The 17268-nt window shown below is 42.1% G+C and carries 19 protein-coding genes; 18 read left to right on the top strand and 1 reads right to left on the bottom strand.

What is annotated here, in order from left to right; genetic code table 11:
• Positions 1-63 precede the first annotated feature (63 nt).
• From D8837_RS02655 to D8837_RS02635, 5 genes are all read left to right on the top strand, one after another.
• Positions 64-741, top strand: coding sequence for a tRNA (adenine(22)-N(1))-methyltransferase (locus D8837_RS02655; RefSeq protein WP_125456116.1), 678 nt, complete (start codon positions 64-66; stop codon positions 739-741).
• Positions 728-1525: a Nif3-like dinuclear metal center hexameric protein gene (locus D8837_RS02650; RefSeq protein ID WP_125456115.1), complete on the top strand. Its 798-nt coding sequence runs from the start codon at positions 728-730 to the stop codon at positions 1523-1525. The genes D8837_RS02655 and D8837_RS02650 overlap by 14 nt, the downstream gene beginning before the upstream one ends.
• A 16-nt stretch (positions 1526-1541) precedes the next feature.
• Positions 1542-2645 (top strand): NAD(P)/FAD-dependent oxidoreductase, encoded by a 1104-nt coding sequence (locus D8837_RS02645; protein WP_185755646.1) that lies wholly within the window; start codon positions 1542-1544, stop codon positions 2643-2645.
• Between the two features lie 100 nt (positions 2646-2745).
• Complete coding sequence (galE, locus tag D8837_RS02640) at positions 2746-3765, top strand: UDP-glucose 4-epimerase GalE (RefSeq protein WP_061864403.1); 1020 nt, start codon at positions 2746-2748, stop codon at positions 3763-3765.
• Between the two features lies 1 nt (position 3766).
• Complete coding sequence (locus D8837_RS02635; protein WP_125456113.1) at positions 3767-4732, top strand: glycosyltransferase family 2 protein; 966 nt, start codon at positions 3767-3769, stop codon at positions 4730-4732.
• Positions 4733-4789: 57 nt separating this feature from the next.
• On the opposite strand, the gene D8837_RS02630 is transcribed toward D8837_RS02635, so the two are convergent.
• On the bottom strand, positions 4790-4987 hold the full coding sequence (locus D8837_RS02630; RefSeq protein WP_161683526.1) for a ferredoxin: 198 nt from the start codon (positions 4985-4987) through the stop codon (positions 4790-4792).
• A gap of 45 nt (positions 4988-5032) precedes the next feature.
• Here D8837_RS02630 and D8837_RS02625 point away from each other — a divergent pair, with 45 nt between their 5' ends.
• From D8837_RS02625 to D8837_RS02565, 13 genes are all read left to right on the top strand, one after another.
• Positions 5033-5509 carry an SAG1386/EF1546 family surface-associated protein gene (locus D8837_RS02625; protein WP_125456112.1) on the top strand — a complete coding sequence of 159 codons (477 nt, stop codon included), beginning with the start codon at positions 5033-5035 and terminating at the stop codon, positions 5507-5509.
• 9 nt (positions 5510-5518) lie between these two features.
• Positions 5519-6190, top strand: coding sequence for a (d)CMP kinase (gene cmk / locus D8837_RS02620; protein WP_125456111.1), 672 nt, complete (start codon positions 5519-5521; stop codon positions 6188-6190).
• A gap of 130 nt (positions 6191-6320) precedes the next feature.
• Positions 6321-6659, top strand: a complete 339-nt coding sequence (locus D8837_RS02615; RefSeq protein WP_125456110.1) for a zinc ribbon domain-containing protein YjdM — start codon at positions 6321-6323, stop codon at positions 6657-6659.
• A 2-nt stretch (positions 6660-6661) separates the two neighbouring features.
• Positions 6662-7291 (top strand): Pr6Pr family membrane protein, encoded by a 630-nt coding sequence (locus D8837_RS02610; protein ID WP_125456109.1) that lies wholly within the window; start codon positions 6662-6664, stop codon positions 7289-7291.
• 124 nt (positions 7292-7415) lie between these two features.
• A complete protein-coding gene (locus tag D8837_RS02605; RefSeq protein ID WP_125456108.1) occupies positions 7416-8567 on the top strand; it encodes an MFS transporter in 1152 nt (383 codons plus the stop codon).
• Positions 8568-8830: 263 nt separating this feature from the next.
• Positions 8831-9688 carry a diadenylate cyclase CdaA gene (cdaA, locus tag D8837_RS02600; protein ID WP_125456107.1) on the top strand — a complete coding sequence of 286 codons (858 nt, stop codon included), beginning with the start codon at positions 8831-8833 and terminating at the stop codon, positions 9686-9688.
• Positions 9675-10454 carry a YbbR-like domain-containing protein gene (locus D8837_RS02595; protein WP_125456106.1) on the top strand — a complete coding sequence of 260 codons (780 nt, stop codon included), beginning with the start codon at positions 9675-9677 and terminating at the stop codon, positions 10452-10454. The genes cdaA and D8837_RS02595 overlap by 14 nt, the downstream gene beginning before the upstream one ends.
• A 24-nt stretch (positions 10455-10478) precedes the next feature.
• Entirely contained in the window at positions 10479-11831 is a 1353-nt protein-coding gene (gene glmM, locus D8837_RS02590) for a phosphoglucosamine mutase (RefSeq protein WP_125456105.1), read from the top strand.
• A gap of 73 nt (positions 11832-11904) precedes the next feature.
• Positions 11905-12279, top strand: a complete 375-nt coding sequence (locus D8837_RS02585) for a DUF1149 family protein (RefSeq protein ID WP_001050080.1) — start codon at positions 11905-11907, stop codon at positions 12277-12279.
• A 1-nt stretch (position 12280) separates the two neighbouring features.
• Positions 12281-13129, top strand: a complete 849-nt coding sequence (locus D8837_RS02580) for a DegV family protein (RefSeq protein WP_125456104.1) — start codon at positions 12281-12283, stop codon at positions 13127-13129.
• Positions 13130-13406: 277 nt separating this feature from the next.
• Positions 13407-14174 (top strand): 4-hydroxy-tetrahydrodipicolinate reductase, encoded by a 768-nt coding sequence (gene dapB / locus D8837_RS02575; protein WP_125456103.1) that lies wholly within the window; start codon positions 13407-13409, stop codon positions 14172-14174.
• A complete protein-coding gene (locus D8837_RS02570) occupies positions 14171-15370 on the top strand; it encodes a CCA tRNA nucleotidyltransferase (RefSeq protein WP_125456102.1) in 1200 nt (399 codons plus the stop codon). The genes dapB and D8837_RS02570 overlap by 4 nt, the downstream gene beginning before the upstream one ends.
• Positions 15367-17238: an ABC-F family ATP-binding cassette domain-containing protein gene (locus D8837_RS02565; RefSeq protein ID WP_125456101.1), complete on the top strand. Its 1872-nt coding sequence runs from the start codon at positions 15367-15369 to the stop codon at positions 17236-17238. Before D8837_RS02570 ends, D8837_RS02565 begins: the two co-directional genes overlap by 4 nt.
• Positions 17239-17268: the final 30 nt, after the last annotated feature.

Genomic DNA, 17268 nt, shown 5'->3' with positions numbered 1-17268 from the left:
GCAAGATTGCTAGCTGAAATGTGGTATAATAAGAAATAATATAGTTTTGGAAAGTGAGAGAAAATGATTTCAAAGAGATTAGAACTAGTGGCTTCCTTTGTGCCACAGGGTGCCATTTTACTAGATGTGGGGAGTGACCATGCTTATCTGCCTATCGACTTGGTCGAAAGAGGACAAATCAAAAGTGCCATTGCAGGTGAGGTGGTGGAAGGTCCCTACCAGTCCGCGGTTAAAAATGTTGAGGCGCACGGCCTAAAGGAGAAAATCCAGGTTCGTTTAGCCAATGGCTTGGCAGCCTTTGAAGAGCCTGACCAAGTGTCGGTCATCACCATTGCAGGTATGGGTGGTCGTTTGATTACTAGGATTTTAGAAGAAGGCTTGGACAAGCTAGCTAATGTAGAGCGTTTAATCCTCCAGCCTAATAATCGTGAAGACGACTTGCGTATTTGGTTGCAAGACAATGGCTTTCAGATTGTGACAGAAAGCATTCTAGAAGAAGCTGGCAAGTTTTACGAGATTTTGGTGGTGGAAGCAGGACAAATGAAGCTATCTGCCAGCGATGTCCGCTTTGGTCCTTTTTTGTCCAAAGAAGTCAGCCCAGTCTTTGTTCAAAAATGGCAAAAAGAAGCTGCTAAGCTAGAGTCCGCCCTTGGACAAATCCCTGAAAAAAATTTGGAAGAACGTCAAGTTCTAGTAGATAAGATTCAAGCCATCAAGGAGGTGCTCCATGTTAGCAAGTGAAGTAATTAACGCATATGAAGCCTTTTGTCCTCAGGAATTTTCCATAGAAGGTGATAGTCGTGGCCTCCAAATCGGTACTCTAGACAAGGAGATTCAAAGGGTTATGGTTGCCCTTGATATACGTGAAGAGACGGTAGTTGAGGCTATTGAAAAGGGTGTGGATTTGATCATTGTCAAGCACGCGCCGATTTTCCGTCCCATCAAGGATTTGGTAGCTAGTCGTCCGCAAAATCAGATTTATATCGATCTGATAAAGCATGACATCGCAGTTTATGTCAGCCATACCAATATTGACATCGTTGAAAATGGCCTCAATGATTGGTTCTGTCAGATGCTAGGTATCGAGGAAACTACCTATCTGCAGGAAACTGGTCCTGAACGTGGAATTGGACGTATTGGAAATGTTCAGCCTCAGACATTTGGGGAATTGGCCCAACATGTCAAGCAAGTCTTTGGTCTAGATAGCCTTCGAATGGTGCATTATCAAGAGAATGACTTGCAGAAGCCTATTTCAAGAGTGGCCATCTGTGGTGGAAGCGGGCAGTCTTTCTATAAGGATGCTTTAGCTAAAGGAGCGGATGTCTATATCACTGGTGATATTTACTACCACACTGCCCAGGATATGTTGTCTGATGGGTTACTGGCATTGGACCCGGGTCACTATATTGAAGTGCTTTTTGTGGAAAAAATTGCAGAGTTTCTTAATCAATGGAAAGAGGAAAAAGGCTGGACAATCGATATTGTACCTAGTCAAGCATCGACCAATCCTTTCCACCATATCTAGTTAGAAAGTGAAAACAATGAAAAAAGTTGCCATCATCGGAGCAGGAATTGTGGGAGCAACAGCTGCCTACTACCTCTCTAAAGAAAGTGACCTAGAGGTGACCGTTTTTGACCATGGACAAGGTCAAGCTACCAAGGCCGCAGCAGGAATTATCAGTCCTTGGTTTTCCAAACGCCGCAATAAAGCCTGGTACAAGATGGCGCGCTTGGGGGCTGACTTTTATGTGGATTTATTAGCTGATTTAGAAAAGTCAGGACAAGAAATCGACTTTTACCAGCGTTCGGGAGTCTTTCTCCTGAAAAAGGATGAAACTAAGTTGGAAGAACTCTATCAACTAGCCCTCCAGCGTAGAGAAGAATCTCCCTTGATAGGGCAATTAGCCATTCTGGACCAAGAATCAGCTAACGAATTATTCCCTGGTTTGCAGGGATTTGATCACTTGCTCTATGCTTCTGGTGGAGCGAGAGTAGATGGTCAGCTTTTGGTCACTCGTTTGCTGGAAGCCAGTCACGTCAAGTTGGTCAAAGAAAAAGTGAGTCTGACACCTTTAGAATCAGGTTACCAGATTGGTGAAGAGGTATTTGATCAGGTTATTTTGGCGACGGGAGCTTGGTTGGGGGACTTGTTAGAACCCTTGGGTTATGCTGTGGATGTCCGTCCTCAGAAAGGACAGCTCCGAGATTATCAGCTTGGCCAAGACATGGAAGCTTACCCTGTTGTTATGCCAGAAGGGGAGTGGGATTTGATTCCTTTTGCAGGTGGGGAATTGTCCCTAGGCGCTACCCATGAAAATGATATGGAATTTGATTTGATGGTGGATGAAACCTTGCTCCAGCAAATGGAGGAGGCAGCCTTGCCTCACTATCCAACCTTGGCAGAAGCGAAATCATCTGGTGAACGTGTAGGAATTCGTGCCTATACAAGTGATTTCTCACCTTTCTTTGGACAGGTACCTGATTTAGAAGGTGTCTATGCGGCTAGTGGTCTAGGTTCATCAGGCCTCACAACTGGTCCTATCATTGGTTACCATCTAGCCCAACTTATCCAAGGCAAGGAATTGACCTTGGACCCAGTAAACTACCCAATTGAAAACTATGTCAAACGAGTAAAAAGTGAATAAAATTTTACCGAAATTTTAGCCCACTCCCTAGGATGGCAAATGACATTCCCTATCAAAAATGGTAAAATAAGAAAAATAATCCGAGAATCGAGGAAAAAATATGCAAGAAAAGATTTTGGTAACGGGTGGTGCCGGTTTTATCGGAACCCACACTGTTATTGAGTTAATCCAAGCAGGTCATCAGGTTGTTGTGGTGGATAATCTTGTCAACAGCAACCGTAAAAGCTTAGAAGTTGTTGAAAGAATCACAGGAGTTGAAGTGCCTTTCTATGAGGCAGATATCCGTGATACGGATACTCTCAGAGATATTTTCAAGCAAGAAGAACCAACAGGGGTCATTCACTTTGCTGGCTTGAAGGCTGTCGGTGAATCTACCCGTATTCCTCTTGCCTACTATGACAACAATATCGCTGGAACTGTTAGTCTTTTGAAGGTCATGGAAGAAAACAACTGTAAAAACATTATTTTCAGTTCTTCTGCGACAGTTTATGGCGATCCTCATACAGTGCCAATCTTGGAAGATTTTCCACTTTCAGTGACCAATCCATATGGCCGCACTAAGCTTATGCTTGAGGAAATTTTGACAGATATCTACAAGGCAGACTCAGAATGGAATGTGGTCTTACTTCGTTATTTCAACCCAATCGGAGCCCATGAGAGTGGTGATTTGGGAGAAAATCCAAACGGTATTCCAAACAATCTCTTGCCATATGTGACTCAAGTAGCCGTTGGAAAATTAGAGCAAGTGCAAGTGTTTGGAGACGATTACGATACGGAAGACGGAACTGGTGTTCGTGACTATATCCATGTTGTCGATTTGGCTAAAGGTCACGTCGCAGCTCTGAAAAAAATCCAAAAAGGTTCAGGCCTAAACGTTTATAACCTTGGAACAGGTAAAGGCTACTCAGTTCTTGAAATTATCCAAAATATGGAAAAAGCAGTGGGACGACCAATTCCTTATCGCATTGTCGACCGTCGCCCAGGGGATATTGCAGCCTGTTATTCAGATCCTGCAAAAGCCAAAGCAGAGCTCGGCTGGGCAGCAGAGTTAGGAATCACCCAAATGTGTGAAGACGCATGGCGTTGGCAAAGCAAGCATCCAAATGGATTTGAAGACTAAGATGGTGATGTCAATCATTGTCCCCTGTTTAAACGAAGAGGAAGTACTTCCTCTTTTTTATCAGGCTTTGGAAGCTTTACTTCCAGATTTGGAAACAGAAATCGAGTATGTCTTTGTCGACGATGGATCAAGTGATGGGACTTTGGAACTCTTAAAGACCTATCGGGAGCAAAATTCGGCAGTTCATTATATTTCTTTCTCGCGAAATTTCGGCAAAGAAGCAGCTCTCTATGCAGGCTTGCAATATGCGACAGGAGATCTAGTGGTGGTGATGGATGCAGACCTCCAAGATCCTCCTAGTATGTTGATTGAGATGAAAGCCTTACTAGACCAGAATGCAGATCTGGACTGTGTTGGAACACGGAGAACTAGTCGGGAGGGAGAACCCTTCTTTCGCAGTTTCTGTGCTGATCTCTTTTATGGCTTCATGAAAAAAATTAGTCCAGTAGCCTTGCCGTCAGGTGTCCGTGATTTTCGCATGATGAGAAGATCTGTAGTGGATGCCATTTTAGCTTTGACCGAGTCCAATCGTTTTTCAAAGGGACTCTTTGCCTGGGTGGGTTTTAAAACCCACTATTTGGACTATCCAAATGTCGAAAGGCAGGCAGGCAAGACCAGTTGGAGTTTTAGGCAACTCTTTTTCTACTCTATTGAAGGGATTGTTAACTTTTCAGATTTTCCCTTGATTATAGCCTTTGTGGCAGGTCTCCTATCTTGTTTTATTTCTCTACTAATGACCTTTTTTGTTGTGGTTCGGACCCTCATTTTGGGCAATCCGACATCAGGTTGGACCTCTCTGATGGCTGTTATTCTCTTCCTTGGTGGGATTCAACTCTTGACCATTGGGATTCTCGGCAAGTATATCAGTAAGATTTATCTAGAGACTAAAAAAAGACCACTTTATCTCGTCAAAGAAAAAAGTGACCTTCCTGATTTTACAGAAAAAAATAAAGAGAAAAGACTATAATTTTGCATGGAAATATGCTAAACTAGAAGGAGTGGAACGTTCTTGTCGATATTAGAGTTAATCTTTAATCAAGGCACGTGTCGGACAGTTTCTAACAGCTTCTACGACGTCCTGACTAGGAGAGATTTCTTTTTCTAGTTGGTCAGGGTCATCGTAAAAACGCACGATTCCATTATCGTGGTAATCAAATAAATCAGAATAAGTTTGGCAAAGCCCACAGGCAATGCAACGTTCAGGTATAAGTGTGATTTTCATATTTATATTGTAATAAGAAAAGTAAAAAAAAACAAGGAGTAAGGTATGGCAAAAGAACCGTGGCAAGAAGATATTTATGAGAATCAAGAAGAAACAAGAACACAACGCCGCAANAGAGAACAAGGTGGAGGAGTGCTGGCTAATCGTATCTTGACTATTTTAGCAAGTGTTTTCTTTGTGATTATAGTTGCGATGATTATTGTTCTTATTTATCTTTCATCGGGCGGTAGTAACCGTACAACAGCCTTGAAAGATTTTCATGATTCTGATACAAATGTAGTTCAGACTTCATCAAATACTAGTTCTCAATCTGAACAGAGTTCAGAACCTGAGTCTACTTCCAGCAGTTCAGAGGAAACTACGAATCCAGAAGGAACAATTAAAGTTTTAGCAGGAGAAGGAGAAGCAGCCATTGCAGCTCGTGCTGGTATCTCTATTGCTCAGTTAGAAGCCTTGAATCCTAGTCATATGGCTACAGGATCTTGGTTTGCTGATCCTGGTGATGTGATTAAGACTAGATAGGAGCTAATCATGAAAACAATTCAAATTGCAATTGATGGACCGGCATCTAGCGGTAAGAGTACGGTCGCAAAGATCATTGCCAAGGATTTTGGTTACACCTATCTAGATACAGGTGCTATGTATCGTGCAGCGACCTATATGGCCCTCAAGAACCAGTTAGGAGTGGAAGAAGTTGAAGCACTTCTAGCCTTGTTGGACCAGCATCCAATTAGTTTTGGGCGTTCAGAAACTGGGGAACAGCTTGTCTTTGTAGGAGATGTGGATATTACCCATCCTATTCGTGAAAATGAAGTGACCAATCATGTTTCAGCCATTGCGGCAATTCCTGAAGTACGTGAGAAACTAGTTTCTCTCCAACAAGAGATTGCCCAGCAAGGTGGGATTGTCATGGATGGTCGTGATATTGGAACGGTTGTATTACCACAAGCAGAACTGAAGATTTTCCTAGTAGCTTCTGTTGATGAAAGAGCAGAACGTCGTTATAAGGAAAATATCGCCAAGGGAATTGAGACAGACCTTGAAACCCTAAAAGAGGAAATTGCTGCGCGTGACTACAAGGATAGTCATCGTGAGACTTCGCCTCTCAAACAAGCAGAGGACGCTGTCTATCTTGATACAACTGGCTTGAACATTCAGGAAGTAGTTGAAAAAATCAAAGCAGAAGCTAAAAAAAGAATGTAGATGTAGAAAAGCCGATAGATTGATATCGGTTTTTTTCTATATTTGTCAAAATGCTGATTTTAAGGTATAATAGTTGCTGTTCGAGAAATTTTGATTTTCAAAGAATAGTGAATGATGATAAGGAGAAACCATGAACAACTTACCAAATTGCCCAAAATGTAACTCAGAGTATGTCTACGAAGACGGTGCCCTACTGGTTTGCCCAGAGTGTGCTCATGAGTGGAATCCTGCTGAAGTTGCAGATGTAGAAGAGGGCCTTGTTGCTATCGATGTCAACGGAAATAAATTGGCTGACGGTGATACAGTAACTCTCATCAAGGACTTAAAAGTAAAAGGTGCGCCAAAAGATTTGAAACAAGGGACGCGCGTGAAAAATATCCGTATCGTAGAAGGCGACCATAATATCGATTGTAAAATTGATGGCTTTGGTGCCATGAAACTCAAATCAGAGTTTGTGAAGAAAATTTAAGCATGTCAAAGAATTACAAACTTGTATTTTATAGCCGTATCTTCTTGTTTCTAGCGGCTTTTACGGGAGTTTATCTTGAAATCGCCAAGCATGGTGGATTTGGGATGTTGCTCTATTATACGGTTCTGTCCAACCTCTTAGTAGCGATTTTTACGCTCTATCTCCTAAAGGTTATGAGCCGTTTAGGTGAAAATTGGCAAAGGTCAAGTCTCTTGCGCTTAAAAGGTGGGGTCACCATGAGTATCATGATTACCTGTGTGATTTATCATTTTCTCTTGGCGCCCATTGCGACTAATTTCTATACTCTAGAAAATTTCCTTTGCCACTATATCGTTCCCCTTTGGTTTTTAGCAGATACCCTCTTTTTTGATAAACAGGGACAATACAAAATCTGGGATCCAGTTGTGTGGACGATTTTACCCTTGCTTTATATGATTTTTGCTCTTTTTAATGGCTTGGTCTTAAAACTCAATATTCCAAATGCCAAGGATAATCCTTTCCCTTACTTCTTTTTGAATGTAAACAAGGGTTGGGATATCGTGTTCAAGTGGTGTCTGATTATCTTTGTTGCCTATATGGTGGTAGGATTTATCTTCTACTTTATCAAGCAAATCAAGAGAAAATCATCCTAAGACACAAGGGATTCATTTTCTAGTTTAAGAAGGAGTCTGTACACCAAAGAGGCTTCTTCTTTTCTTGCTTGTTTGATAACTATCAAAAAAGTAGAAGATTAAGAGAAATATAGAAAGAGATTTCATGAAACAATTTTTAGAACGGGCCAGTATTTTGGCCCTCTCCCTCGTTTTGATTACGTCCTTTTCCATCTCGAGTGCCCTGCCAGCCATGTTTGACTATTATCAAGGTTATCCTAAGGAACAAATTGAGCTCTTGGCGAGCTTACCATCCTTTGGAATTATGATCATGTTACTGCTAAATGGTTTCTTAGAAAAAATATTTCCTGAGCGTTTACAGATCAGTTTGGGCTTGCTGATTTTATCACTGAGTGGAACAGCTCCCTTTTGGTATCAAGCCTACCCCTTTGTTTTTGGAACACGGATTCTTTTTGGTTTGGGTGTTGGGATGATCAATGCCAAGGCTATTTCGATTATCAGTGAACGTTATCAAGGAAAAACGCGAATTCAGATGCTAGGTCTACGCGGTTCTGCAGAAGTCGTTGGAGCTTCTCTCATTACCTTAGCAGTCGGCCAGTTGTTAGCTTTTGGTTGGACAGCTACCTTCCTAGCCTATAGTGCTGGATTTTTGGTGCTAACCCTTTATCTGCTCTTTGTCCCTTATGGAAAGAAAAAGAAAGAAGTCAAGAAAAAGGAGAAGGAAGCAAGTCGCTTAACTCGGGAAATGAAAGGCTTGATTTTTATCCTAGCTATTGAAGCAGCAGTTGTAGTTTGTACCAATACGGCTATTACCATCCGTATTCCAAGTTTGATGGTGGAAAGAGGACTTGGAGATGCCCAGTTATCTAGTTTTGTTCTTAGTGTCATGCAGTTGATTGGGATTGTGGCTGGTGTGAGTTTTTCTTTCTTGATTTCTATCTTTAAAGAGAAACTGCTCCTCTGGTCTGGTATTACCTTCGGCTTAGGGCAAATCGTGATTGCCCTGTCTCCATCCTTGTGGGTGGTAGTGGCAGGAAGCATTCTTGCTGGTTTTGCCTACAGTGTAGCCTTGACGACGGTCTTTCAACTTGTCTCTGAAAGAATTCCAGCTAAACTCCTCAACCAAGCAACCTCATTTGCGGTTTTAGGCTGTAGTTTTGGAGCCTTTACGACTCCATTTGTTCTAGGGGCAATTGGATTACTAACTCACAATGGGATGCTGGTTTTTGCAATCTTAGGATCCTGGTTGATTGTAACCTCTATCTTTGTCATGTACTTACTTCAAAAGAGAGCTTAGATTTAATTTTAACATGCACCCCAAAAGTTAGATAGAAAACTAACATTTGGGGTGTTTTACTATGTTTTAAATTATAGGAAAAAGTTTAAATCTATCGGTTAAAAAAAGCATCAGTTTCAGAGGAACATGGCATAAACCTTTTAAATATTGAAAGCTAAATAGAGTTTATTAAACGTTGTAGAATAGCTATGCAAAGAAAGAAAAAAATGCCAGAAAAATGGTATAATAGAAAGGAACGTGTTTGGACAGAGAGGAGACAGCAGATGAACTTTCAACAATTATCCAATCTGCAATATTGGACTAGCTTGTTTTCTAGTCCTTGGAGTATTGCCATCAATGTGTTTGATATTTTGATTGTGGCCTATATTTTATATCGTTTTACAAAAGCGATAGCTGGCACCAAGATTATGATTTTGGTGCGTGGGGTCGTGATCTTTGTATTAGCCCAGGTTGTGGCCAATATCCTTGGTTTAACAACGATTTCTTGGTTGATTAATCAGATTATCACCTATGGGGTTATTGCTGCGGTTGTTATCTTCTCTCCAGAGATTCGGACTGGTTTGGAACGTTTGGGAAGGGCGACAGATTTCTTTTCTACTGCTCAAATTAGTGCAGAAGAGCAAATGATTCGTTCCTTTGTCAAGTCGGTTGAATATATGAGTCCTCGTAAGATTGGTGCTCTGGTTGCCATCCAACGAGTTCGGACCTTGCAAGAATACATTGCGACAGGGATTCCTTTGGATGCCAATATTTCAGCTGAACTCCTTATTAATATCTTTATCCCCAACACTCCCCTACACGATGGTGCTGTGATTATCAGAGAAAATCGGATTGCAGTCACCTCTGCCTATCTGCCCTTGACAGAAAGCACAGGGATTTCCAAGGAATTTGGGACCAGACACCGGGCGGCTATCGGTTTGTCAGAAGTATCCGATGCCTTGACCTTCATCGTCTCAGAGGAAACAGGTGGCATTTCTATTACCTATAACGGTGTTTTCAAGCACGACTTGACGATTGAAGAATTTGAAGCAGAGCTACGAGCAATTCTTTTGCCAGCCGTTGAGGAAAAAGTCAGTTTCAAGGACCGTTTGTTAGGAGGTTGGAAATATGAGAAAAAATAGTCTATACATCATTTCATCTCTCTTTTTTGCTTGTATCTTATTCATCTATGCAACGTCAACCAACTTTCAAAATAGCAATACCGCAAGGCAGGTCAAATCAGAAACCTACACCAATACGATAACGAACGTTCCTATCGATATCCATTATGATAATGAACAGTATTTCATTAGCGGATTTGCATCAGAAGTTTCAGTGGTATTAACCGGAGCTAATCGTGTGACCTTGGCCAGCGAAATGCAGGAGAGCACTCGTAAGTTTAAGGTAACTGCTGATTTGACGGATGCCAGTATTGGAACAATTGAAGTTCCCTTGAATATTGAAAATCTTCCAAGTGGATTGACTGCTGTGGCAACGCCTCAAAAGATTACAGTGAAAGTTGGGAAGAAGGTTAAACGAGATGGGATGATTGTTGTGCCACAAGTTGACCAAAGCCAGATTGATCCCAAGCTACAAATTGATAGTGTAACTGTGTCAAACGAACGAGTTTCTGTCACAACTGACCAAGAAACACTAGCTAAAATCGATCGGATTATTGCGCTTTTACCAACCAGCGAACGCATAACAGGTAACTACAGTGGTTCAGTACCTTTGCAGGCAATCGATCGTAATGGTGTTGTCTTACCAGCGGTGATTACTCCATTTGATACGACAATGAAGGTCACTACAAAACCAGTAGCACCAAGTTCAAGCACATCAAATTCAACTACAAGCAGTTCGTCGGAGACATCTTCGTCAACGAAAGCAACTAGTTCAAAAACGAATTAAAAATAGGAAAAGGATTTTATAAAAATGGGTAAATATTTTGGGACTGATGGAGTCCGTGGAGAAGCTAATGTAGAATTAACGCCAGAATTGGCCTTTAAACTAGGACGTTTTGGAGGCTATGTTCTTAGCCAACATGAAACGGAAGCTCCGAAAGTTTTTGTAGGACGTGACACACGTATTTCTGGGGAATTGCTAGAATCCGCCTTGGTGGCAGGTCTCCTCTCTGTAGGGATTCACGTCTACAAACTTGGTGTCCTTGCAACACCAGCAGTAGCTTACTTGGTAAAAACTGAGGGAGCCAGTGCAGGTGTCATGATTTCTGCCAGCCACAACCCAGCCCTTGATAATGGGATTAAGTTCTTTGGTGGTGATGGTTTCAAACTAGATGATGAAAAAGAAGCAGAAATTGAAGCCCTGTTAGATGCTGCAGAAGATACTCTTCCTCGTCCAAGTGCAGAAGGTTTGGGAACCTTGGTAGATTACCCAGAAGGCTTGCGTAAGTATGAAGGCTACCTTGTTTCAACTGGAACTCCTCTTGATGGAATGAAGGTTGCCTTGGATACAGCTAATGGGGCAGCTTCTACTAGTGCCCGTCAAATCTTTGCAGATCTTGGCGCTCAATTAACTGTTATCGGGGAAACACCAGATGGTCTTAACATCAACCTTAATGTTGGTTCAACCCACCCAGAAGCCCTTCAAGAAGTGGTCAAAGAAAGTGGCTCAGCTATTGGTTTGGCCTTTGACGGAGACAGTGACCGTTTGATTGCTGTTGATGAGAATGGTGAGATCGTTGATGGTGACAAAATCATGTACATCATCGGAAAATACCTTTCTGAAAAAGGACAATTGGCTCAAAATACAATCGTGACAACTGTTATGTCCAACCTTGGTTTCCACAAGGCCTTGGACCGTGAAGGCATTAACAAGGCAGTCACTGCAGTTGGCGATCGTTACGTTGTTGAAGAAATGCGAAAATCAGGCTACAACCTTGGTGGTGAACAGTCTGGTCACGTCATCTTGATGGACTACAATACAACAGGTGATGGTCAATTATCAGCTGTCCAATTGACAAAAATTATGAAGGAAACTGGTAAGAGCTTGTCAGAGTTGGCAGCAGAAGTAACCATCTATCCACAAAAATTAGTCAATATCCGAGTGGAAAATGCCATGAAGGAAAAGGCTATGGAAGTGCCAGCTATCAAGGCAATTATCGATAAGATGGAAGTTGAAATGGCAGGGAATGGCCGTATCCTTGTTCGCCCAAGTGGAACAGAACCCCTTTTGCGTGTCATGGCAGAAGCACCTACAACAGAAGAAGTAGACTACTATGTTGATACCATCGCTGATGTGGTTCGAGCTGAAATCGGGATTGACTAAATCCTAGAAAACTAGATGAAAATAAAAAATTATGGTACAATAGCTTATAATATTGTAGCCGAGGGAGAGAGACATGAATCTTAAACGTGAACAAGAATTTGTTAGTCAGTATCATTTTGATGCGCGTAATTTTGAATGGGAAAATGAAAATGGAGCTCCTGAAACTAAGGTGGATGTGAACTTCCAATTGATTCAACATGATCAAGAAAATCAAGTGACTTCCTTGATTGTCATCTTGACCTTTATGATTGTATTTGATAAGTTTGTCATTAGTGGAACCATTTCACAGGTAAACCATATCGATGGTCGTATTGTTAACGAACCAAGTGAATTGAACCAAGAAGAAGTGGAAACCTTGGCTCGTCCATGTTTGAACATGCTCAACCGTTTGACTTATGAAGTAACTGAAATTGCATTAGACTTACCAGGAATCAATTTGGAGTTCTAATATGAAATTAGCTGTTATCACAGATTCCTCTGCCTATCTCAGTGCAGAGACCTTACAAAGAGAAGATTTATTTGTCTTGGATATTCCTGTCAATATTGATGGTGAGGAGTATGTCGAAGGTATCAATCTGACTGCTGAGGAGTTTTACCAAAAAATGGCTCAGGCTTCTGAATTGCCTAAGACCAGTCAACCAAGTATTGCAAAGTTAGATGAGATTCTAACTTCGCTTAAAGAACAAGGCTATACCCATGCTTTGGGGCTTTTCCTATCTTCTGGAATTTCAGGTTTTTACCAAAATATCCAGTATATGGTCGATGACTATGAGGGCTTAACCATTGCCTTCCCAGACACTTTGATTACAAGTGCTCCTCTGGGTATCATGGTTGAAAGTGTCTTTAACTGGCGAGACCAGGGTGATGACTTTGCCATTATTCAGGATAAGCTAGCTATTCAAATTAGTCACACATCTGCTTTCATCATGGTGGATGACTTGGACCACTTGGTTAAAGGTGGACGCCTTTCAAATGGAGCTGCGATTTTGGGCAATCTGCTAAGCATTAAGCCAATCCTCTATTTCAATGACCAAGGTGTGATTGAAGTTTACGAAAAAGTTCGTACTGAAAAGAAAGCAACCAAGCGCTTAATTGAAATTATCAAGGAAGCCACAGCTTCAGGCCAATACCGTATCATTGTCATTCACGGGAATGCTCCTGAAAAGGCTGAAGAATTGCGTCAGCACTTACTTGAATCTGGAGTAGGTACGGATATTTCACTTGCTACATTTGGTAGTGTCATTGGAACCCACCTAGGAGCAGGAAGTATTGCTCTAGGTTATATTCCAGTGATTTAGTTAGTACTTCTAGACTAGTTAAGAAGGCTTGTATCTTAGAAATTGAACACGCCTGAAACCTTGTGTGAAAAAGATAGTTTTTCCAAGGAGTAGACACTCTTTGAACAGAACTCCTATTTTCACGTTGTGTTCTTACAGGCTTTGTATCTTGGGAAATTGAACATGGACTATCTGCCTCTTGAAAAAAGATGACTGCCTTGACTTTCATGGAAAGTCAGCCTCATTACCTATTTTTCATGGGTAGCTAATGTCCTTTATATCTTAGACAGGAGTAGAGATGAGTATTCGAGTAATTATTGCTGGTTTTAAGGGAAAGATGGGTCAGGCTGCTTGTCAGATGGTCTTGGCTGATCCAGATTTGGACTTGGTAGCAGTTTTGGATCCTTTCGAGTCTGAGTCAGAATGGCAGGGAATTCCTGTTTTCAAGGATAAGGCTGATTTAGCAGGTTTTGAAGCGGATGTCTGGGTAGACTTTACTACACCAGCTGTTGCCTATGAAAATACACGCTTTGCTCTTGAAAATGGCTTTGCTCCAGTAGTTGGAACGACTGGTTTCACAAGTGAAGAAATTGCAGAGTTAAAAGAATTTTCTCGTGCTCAAGATTTGGGTGGCTTGATCGCTCCTAACTTTGCCTTGGGTGCCGTCTTGCTCATGCAATTTGCAAGGCAGGCTGCCAAATATTTCCCAAATGTGGAGATTATCGAGCTCCATCATGACAAGAAAAAGGATGCTCCGAGTGGAACAGCTATTAAAACAGCTGAGTTAATGGCAGAAGTTCGAGAGTCTACCCAGCAAGGTGCGCCTGATGAGGAAGAATTGATTGCAGGTGCCCGTGGTGCTGACTTTGATGGCATGAGGATTCACTCAGTTCGTTTGCCAGGTTTGGTAGCCCATCAGGAAGTCATCTTTGGTAATCAGGGAGAAGGATTGACCCTCCGTCATGACTCCTATGATCGTAGCTCCTTCATGACAGGGGTGAATTTGGGAATTAAAGAAGTTGTCAAGCGTCATGAGCTTGTCTATGGATTAGAACACTTATTATGAGATTAACGCAAATGCCTTCTGAATTTCAGAAGGCTTTACCAGTATTAGAAAAAATTAAAGAAGCAGGTTTTGAGGCCTACTTTGTTGGGGGCTCTGTTCGAGATGCCCTCCTCAATCGTCCCATCCACGATGTGGATATTGCGACGTCTTCTTATCCAGAAGAAACCAAGCAGATTTTTCCGCGAACAGCCGATATCGGAATCGAGCATGGAACTGTCTTGGTCTTAGATGGGGACGAGGAGTATGAGGTGACTACTTTTCGGACAGAAGATGTCTATGTGGACTACCGTAGACCTAGTGCGGTTTCCTTTGTTCGCTCGCTAGAAGAAGACCTCAAACGCCGTGATTTCACAGTCAACGCCTTTGCCTTGGACGAGACAGGGGAAATCATTGACTTGTTCCATGGGCTAGAAGATTTAGAAAATCAAGTTTTGCGAGCGGTTGGTGTAGCTAGTGAGCGTTTCAACGAAGATGCTCTACGAATTATGCGTGGTTTCCGTTTTCAGGCTAGTCTTGGCTTTGAACTTGAGCCAGAAACATTTAAAGCTATGAAGAACTTGACGCCACTTTTGGAGAAAATTTCTGTAGAGCGTACTTTTGTTGAGTTTGATAAACTCTTGTTGGCTCCATTTTGGAGAAGGGGTTTGGCTTCCATGATTGAGAGTCAAGCTTATGACTATCTCCCTGATATGGCAGCTAGCCAGGACAAGCTTAACAGACTGTTTGATTTGGAGACTGATTTTACTTTTGAATCCTCTGAACAAGCCTGGGCGGCTTTACTGTGGGCTTTGGAGATTGAAAATGTGCAGCCATTTTTGAAAGCTTGGAAGACCTCACGTCAGTTTGCTAAGCAAGTTCAGAATTTACTGACTATTTTAGCCTTGCGTGAAAAGGGAGAATTGAGCAAGCGCGATTGTTATCGCTTTGACTTGGATTTGATTTTACAGGCTGAAAATCTTCGTCAGGCTCAGGGAAAACCAGTCAACCCACAAGTCATCATAGAAACCTACCAGAGTCTGACCATTCATGACAAGAAAGAAATTCAGATTAATGGTGGTATTTTGATTAAGGAATATGGCTTTCAACCAGGTCCAGACTTGGGAGAGATTTTAACAGAGATTGAGTATGCCATTGTCGATGGAGAATTGGAAAATGACCGTCAAGCCATCCATGCTTATCTGAGGGAGAAAAAATGAGTGATTTTATCGTTGAAAAACTAAGTAAATCCGTCGGTGACAAGACCGTTTTTAAGGATATTTCTTTTATTATCCATGACCTAGACAGAATTGGTTTGATTGGTGTCAATGGAACGGGGAAGACCACCCTTTTAGATGTTCTTTCTGGTGTTTCTGGCTTTGATGGGGATGTCAGTCCCTTTTCAGCTAAGAATGATTACCAGATTGGTTACTTGACCCAAGATCCTGATTTTGATGATAGAAAGACAGTTTTGGATACGGTCCTCTCCAGCGACCTCAAGGAAATCCAACTCATTCGTGAGTATGAATTGATCATGCTCAACTACAGTGAGGACAAGCAGGCGCGTTTGGAACGGGTCATGGCAGAAATGGACTCTCTCCAAGCTTGGGAAATTGAGAGTCAGGTCAAGACGGTTCTTAGTAAGCTGGGTATTCAGGACTTATCTACTCCAGTTGGAGAATTGTCAGGTGGTCTGAGAAGACGGGTCCAGTTGGCGCAAGTTCTTCTTGGCAACCACGACCTATTGCTTCTGGATGAGCCGACCAACCATCTGGATATTGCGACTATTGAGTGGCTGACCCTCTTTTTGAAAAATTCTAAGAAGACCGTCCTTTTTATCACCCACGATCGCTATTTCCTAGACGCTTTGTCAACTCGGATTTTCGAATTGGATCGCGCAGGCTTGACCGAGTACCAGGGAAATTACCAGGACTATGTTCGCCTAAAGGCGGAACAGGATGAGCGCGACGCGGCTCTTCTTCACAAAAAAGAACAACTCTACAAACAAGAATTGGCCTGGATGCGCAGACAACCGCAGGCGCGTGCGACCAAGCAGCAGGCTCGTATCAATCGTTTCCATGATCTGAAAAAGGATGTTTCAGTGGGTGCTGCTGAGACAGACTTGACCATGAACTTTGAAACCAGTCGGATTGGGAAGAAAGTTATCGAGTTTCAGGATGTTTCCTTTGCCTATGAAAACAAGCCTATTTTGCAAGATTTTAATCTCTTAGTTCAGGCTAAAGACCGTATCGGAATCGTTGGGGATAACGGTGTGGGAAAATCAACCCTACTCAACTTGATTGCAGGAAGTCTTGAGCCTACAGCAGGTCAAGTTGTGATTGGGGAAACTGTTCGCATTGCCTATTTCTCTCAGCAAATTGAGGGCTTGGATGAAAGCAAGCGAGTGATCAATTACTTGCAGGAAGTGGCAGAAGAGTTCAAGACTAGCGGTGGTTCTACGACTTCGATTGCAGAGTTGCTGGAGCAGTTCCTTTTCCCACGTTCGACTCATGGAACCTTGATTGAGAAATTGTCTGGGGGAGAGAAAAAACGTCTTTATCTCCTCAAACTGCTCTTGGAAAAACCCAATGTTCTTCTTTTGGACGAACCGACAAATGACCTAGATATTGCGACCTTGACAGTTTTGGAGAATTTCTTGCAAGGCTTTGCTGGTCCAGTTTTGACTGTTAGTCACGACCGCTATTTCTTGGATAAGGTAGCGACTAAGATTCTGGCTTTTGAGGATGGCAAGATTCGTCCTTTCTTTGGTCATTACACCGACTACTTAGATGAAAAAGCCTTTGAAACAGAGATGGCCAATCAAGTGCAAAAGATTGAAAAAGAAAAAGTGGTCAAGGTCCGTGAAGATAAGAAACGCATGACCTACCAAGAAAAGCAGGAGTGGGCAAGTATTGAAGGCGATATTGAAGCCTTGGAAAACCGTATCACTGCTATTGAAGAGGAGATGCAGGCAAATGGCTCTGACTTTGGTAAGCTGGCTACTCTCCAAAAAGAGCTAGATGAGAAAAACGAAGCACTTCTTGAAAAATACGAACGCTATGAATATTTAAGTGACTTTGATAGTTAGAAGAATAGAAAAATCCCGTCTCATGACAGG

It is taken from the genome of Streptococcus mitis, assembly GCF_003942965.1.
GTDB lineage: Bacteria > Bacillota > Bacilli > Lactobacillales > Streptococcaceae > Streptococcus > Streptococcus mitis_BH.
This window is presented reverse-complemented; position numbering and strand designations above follow the sequence as displayed.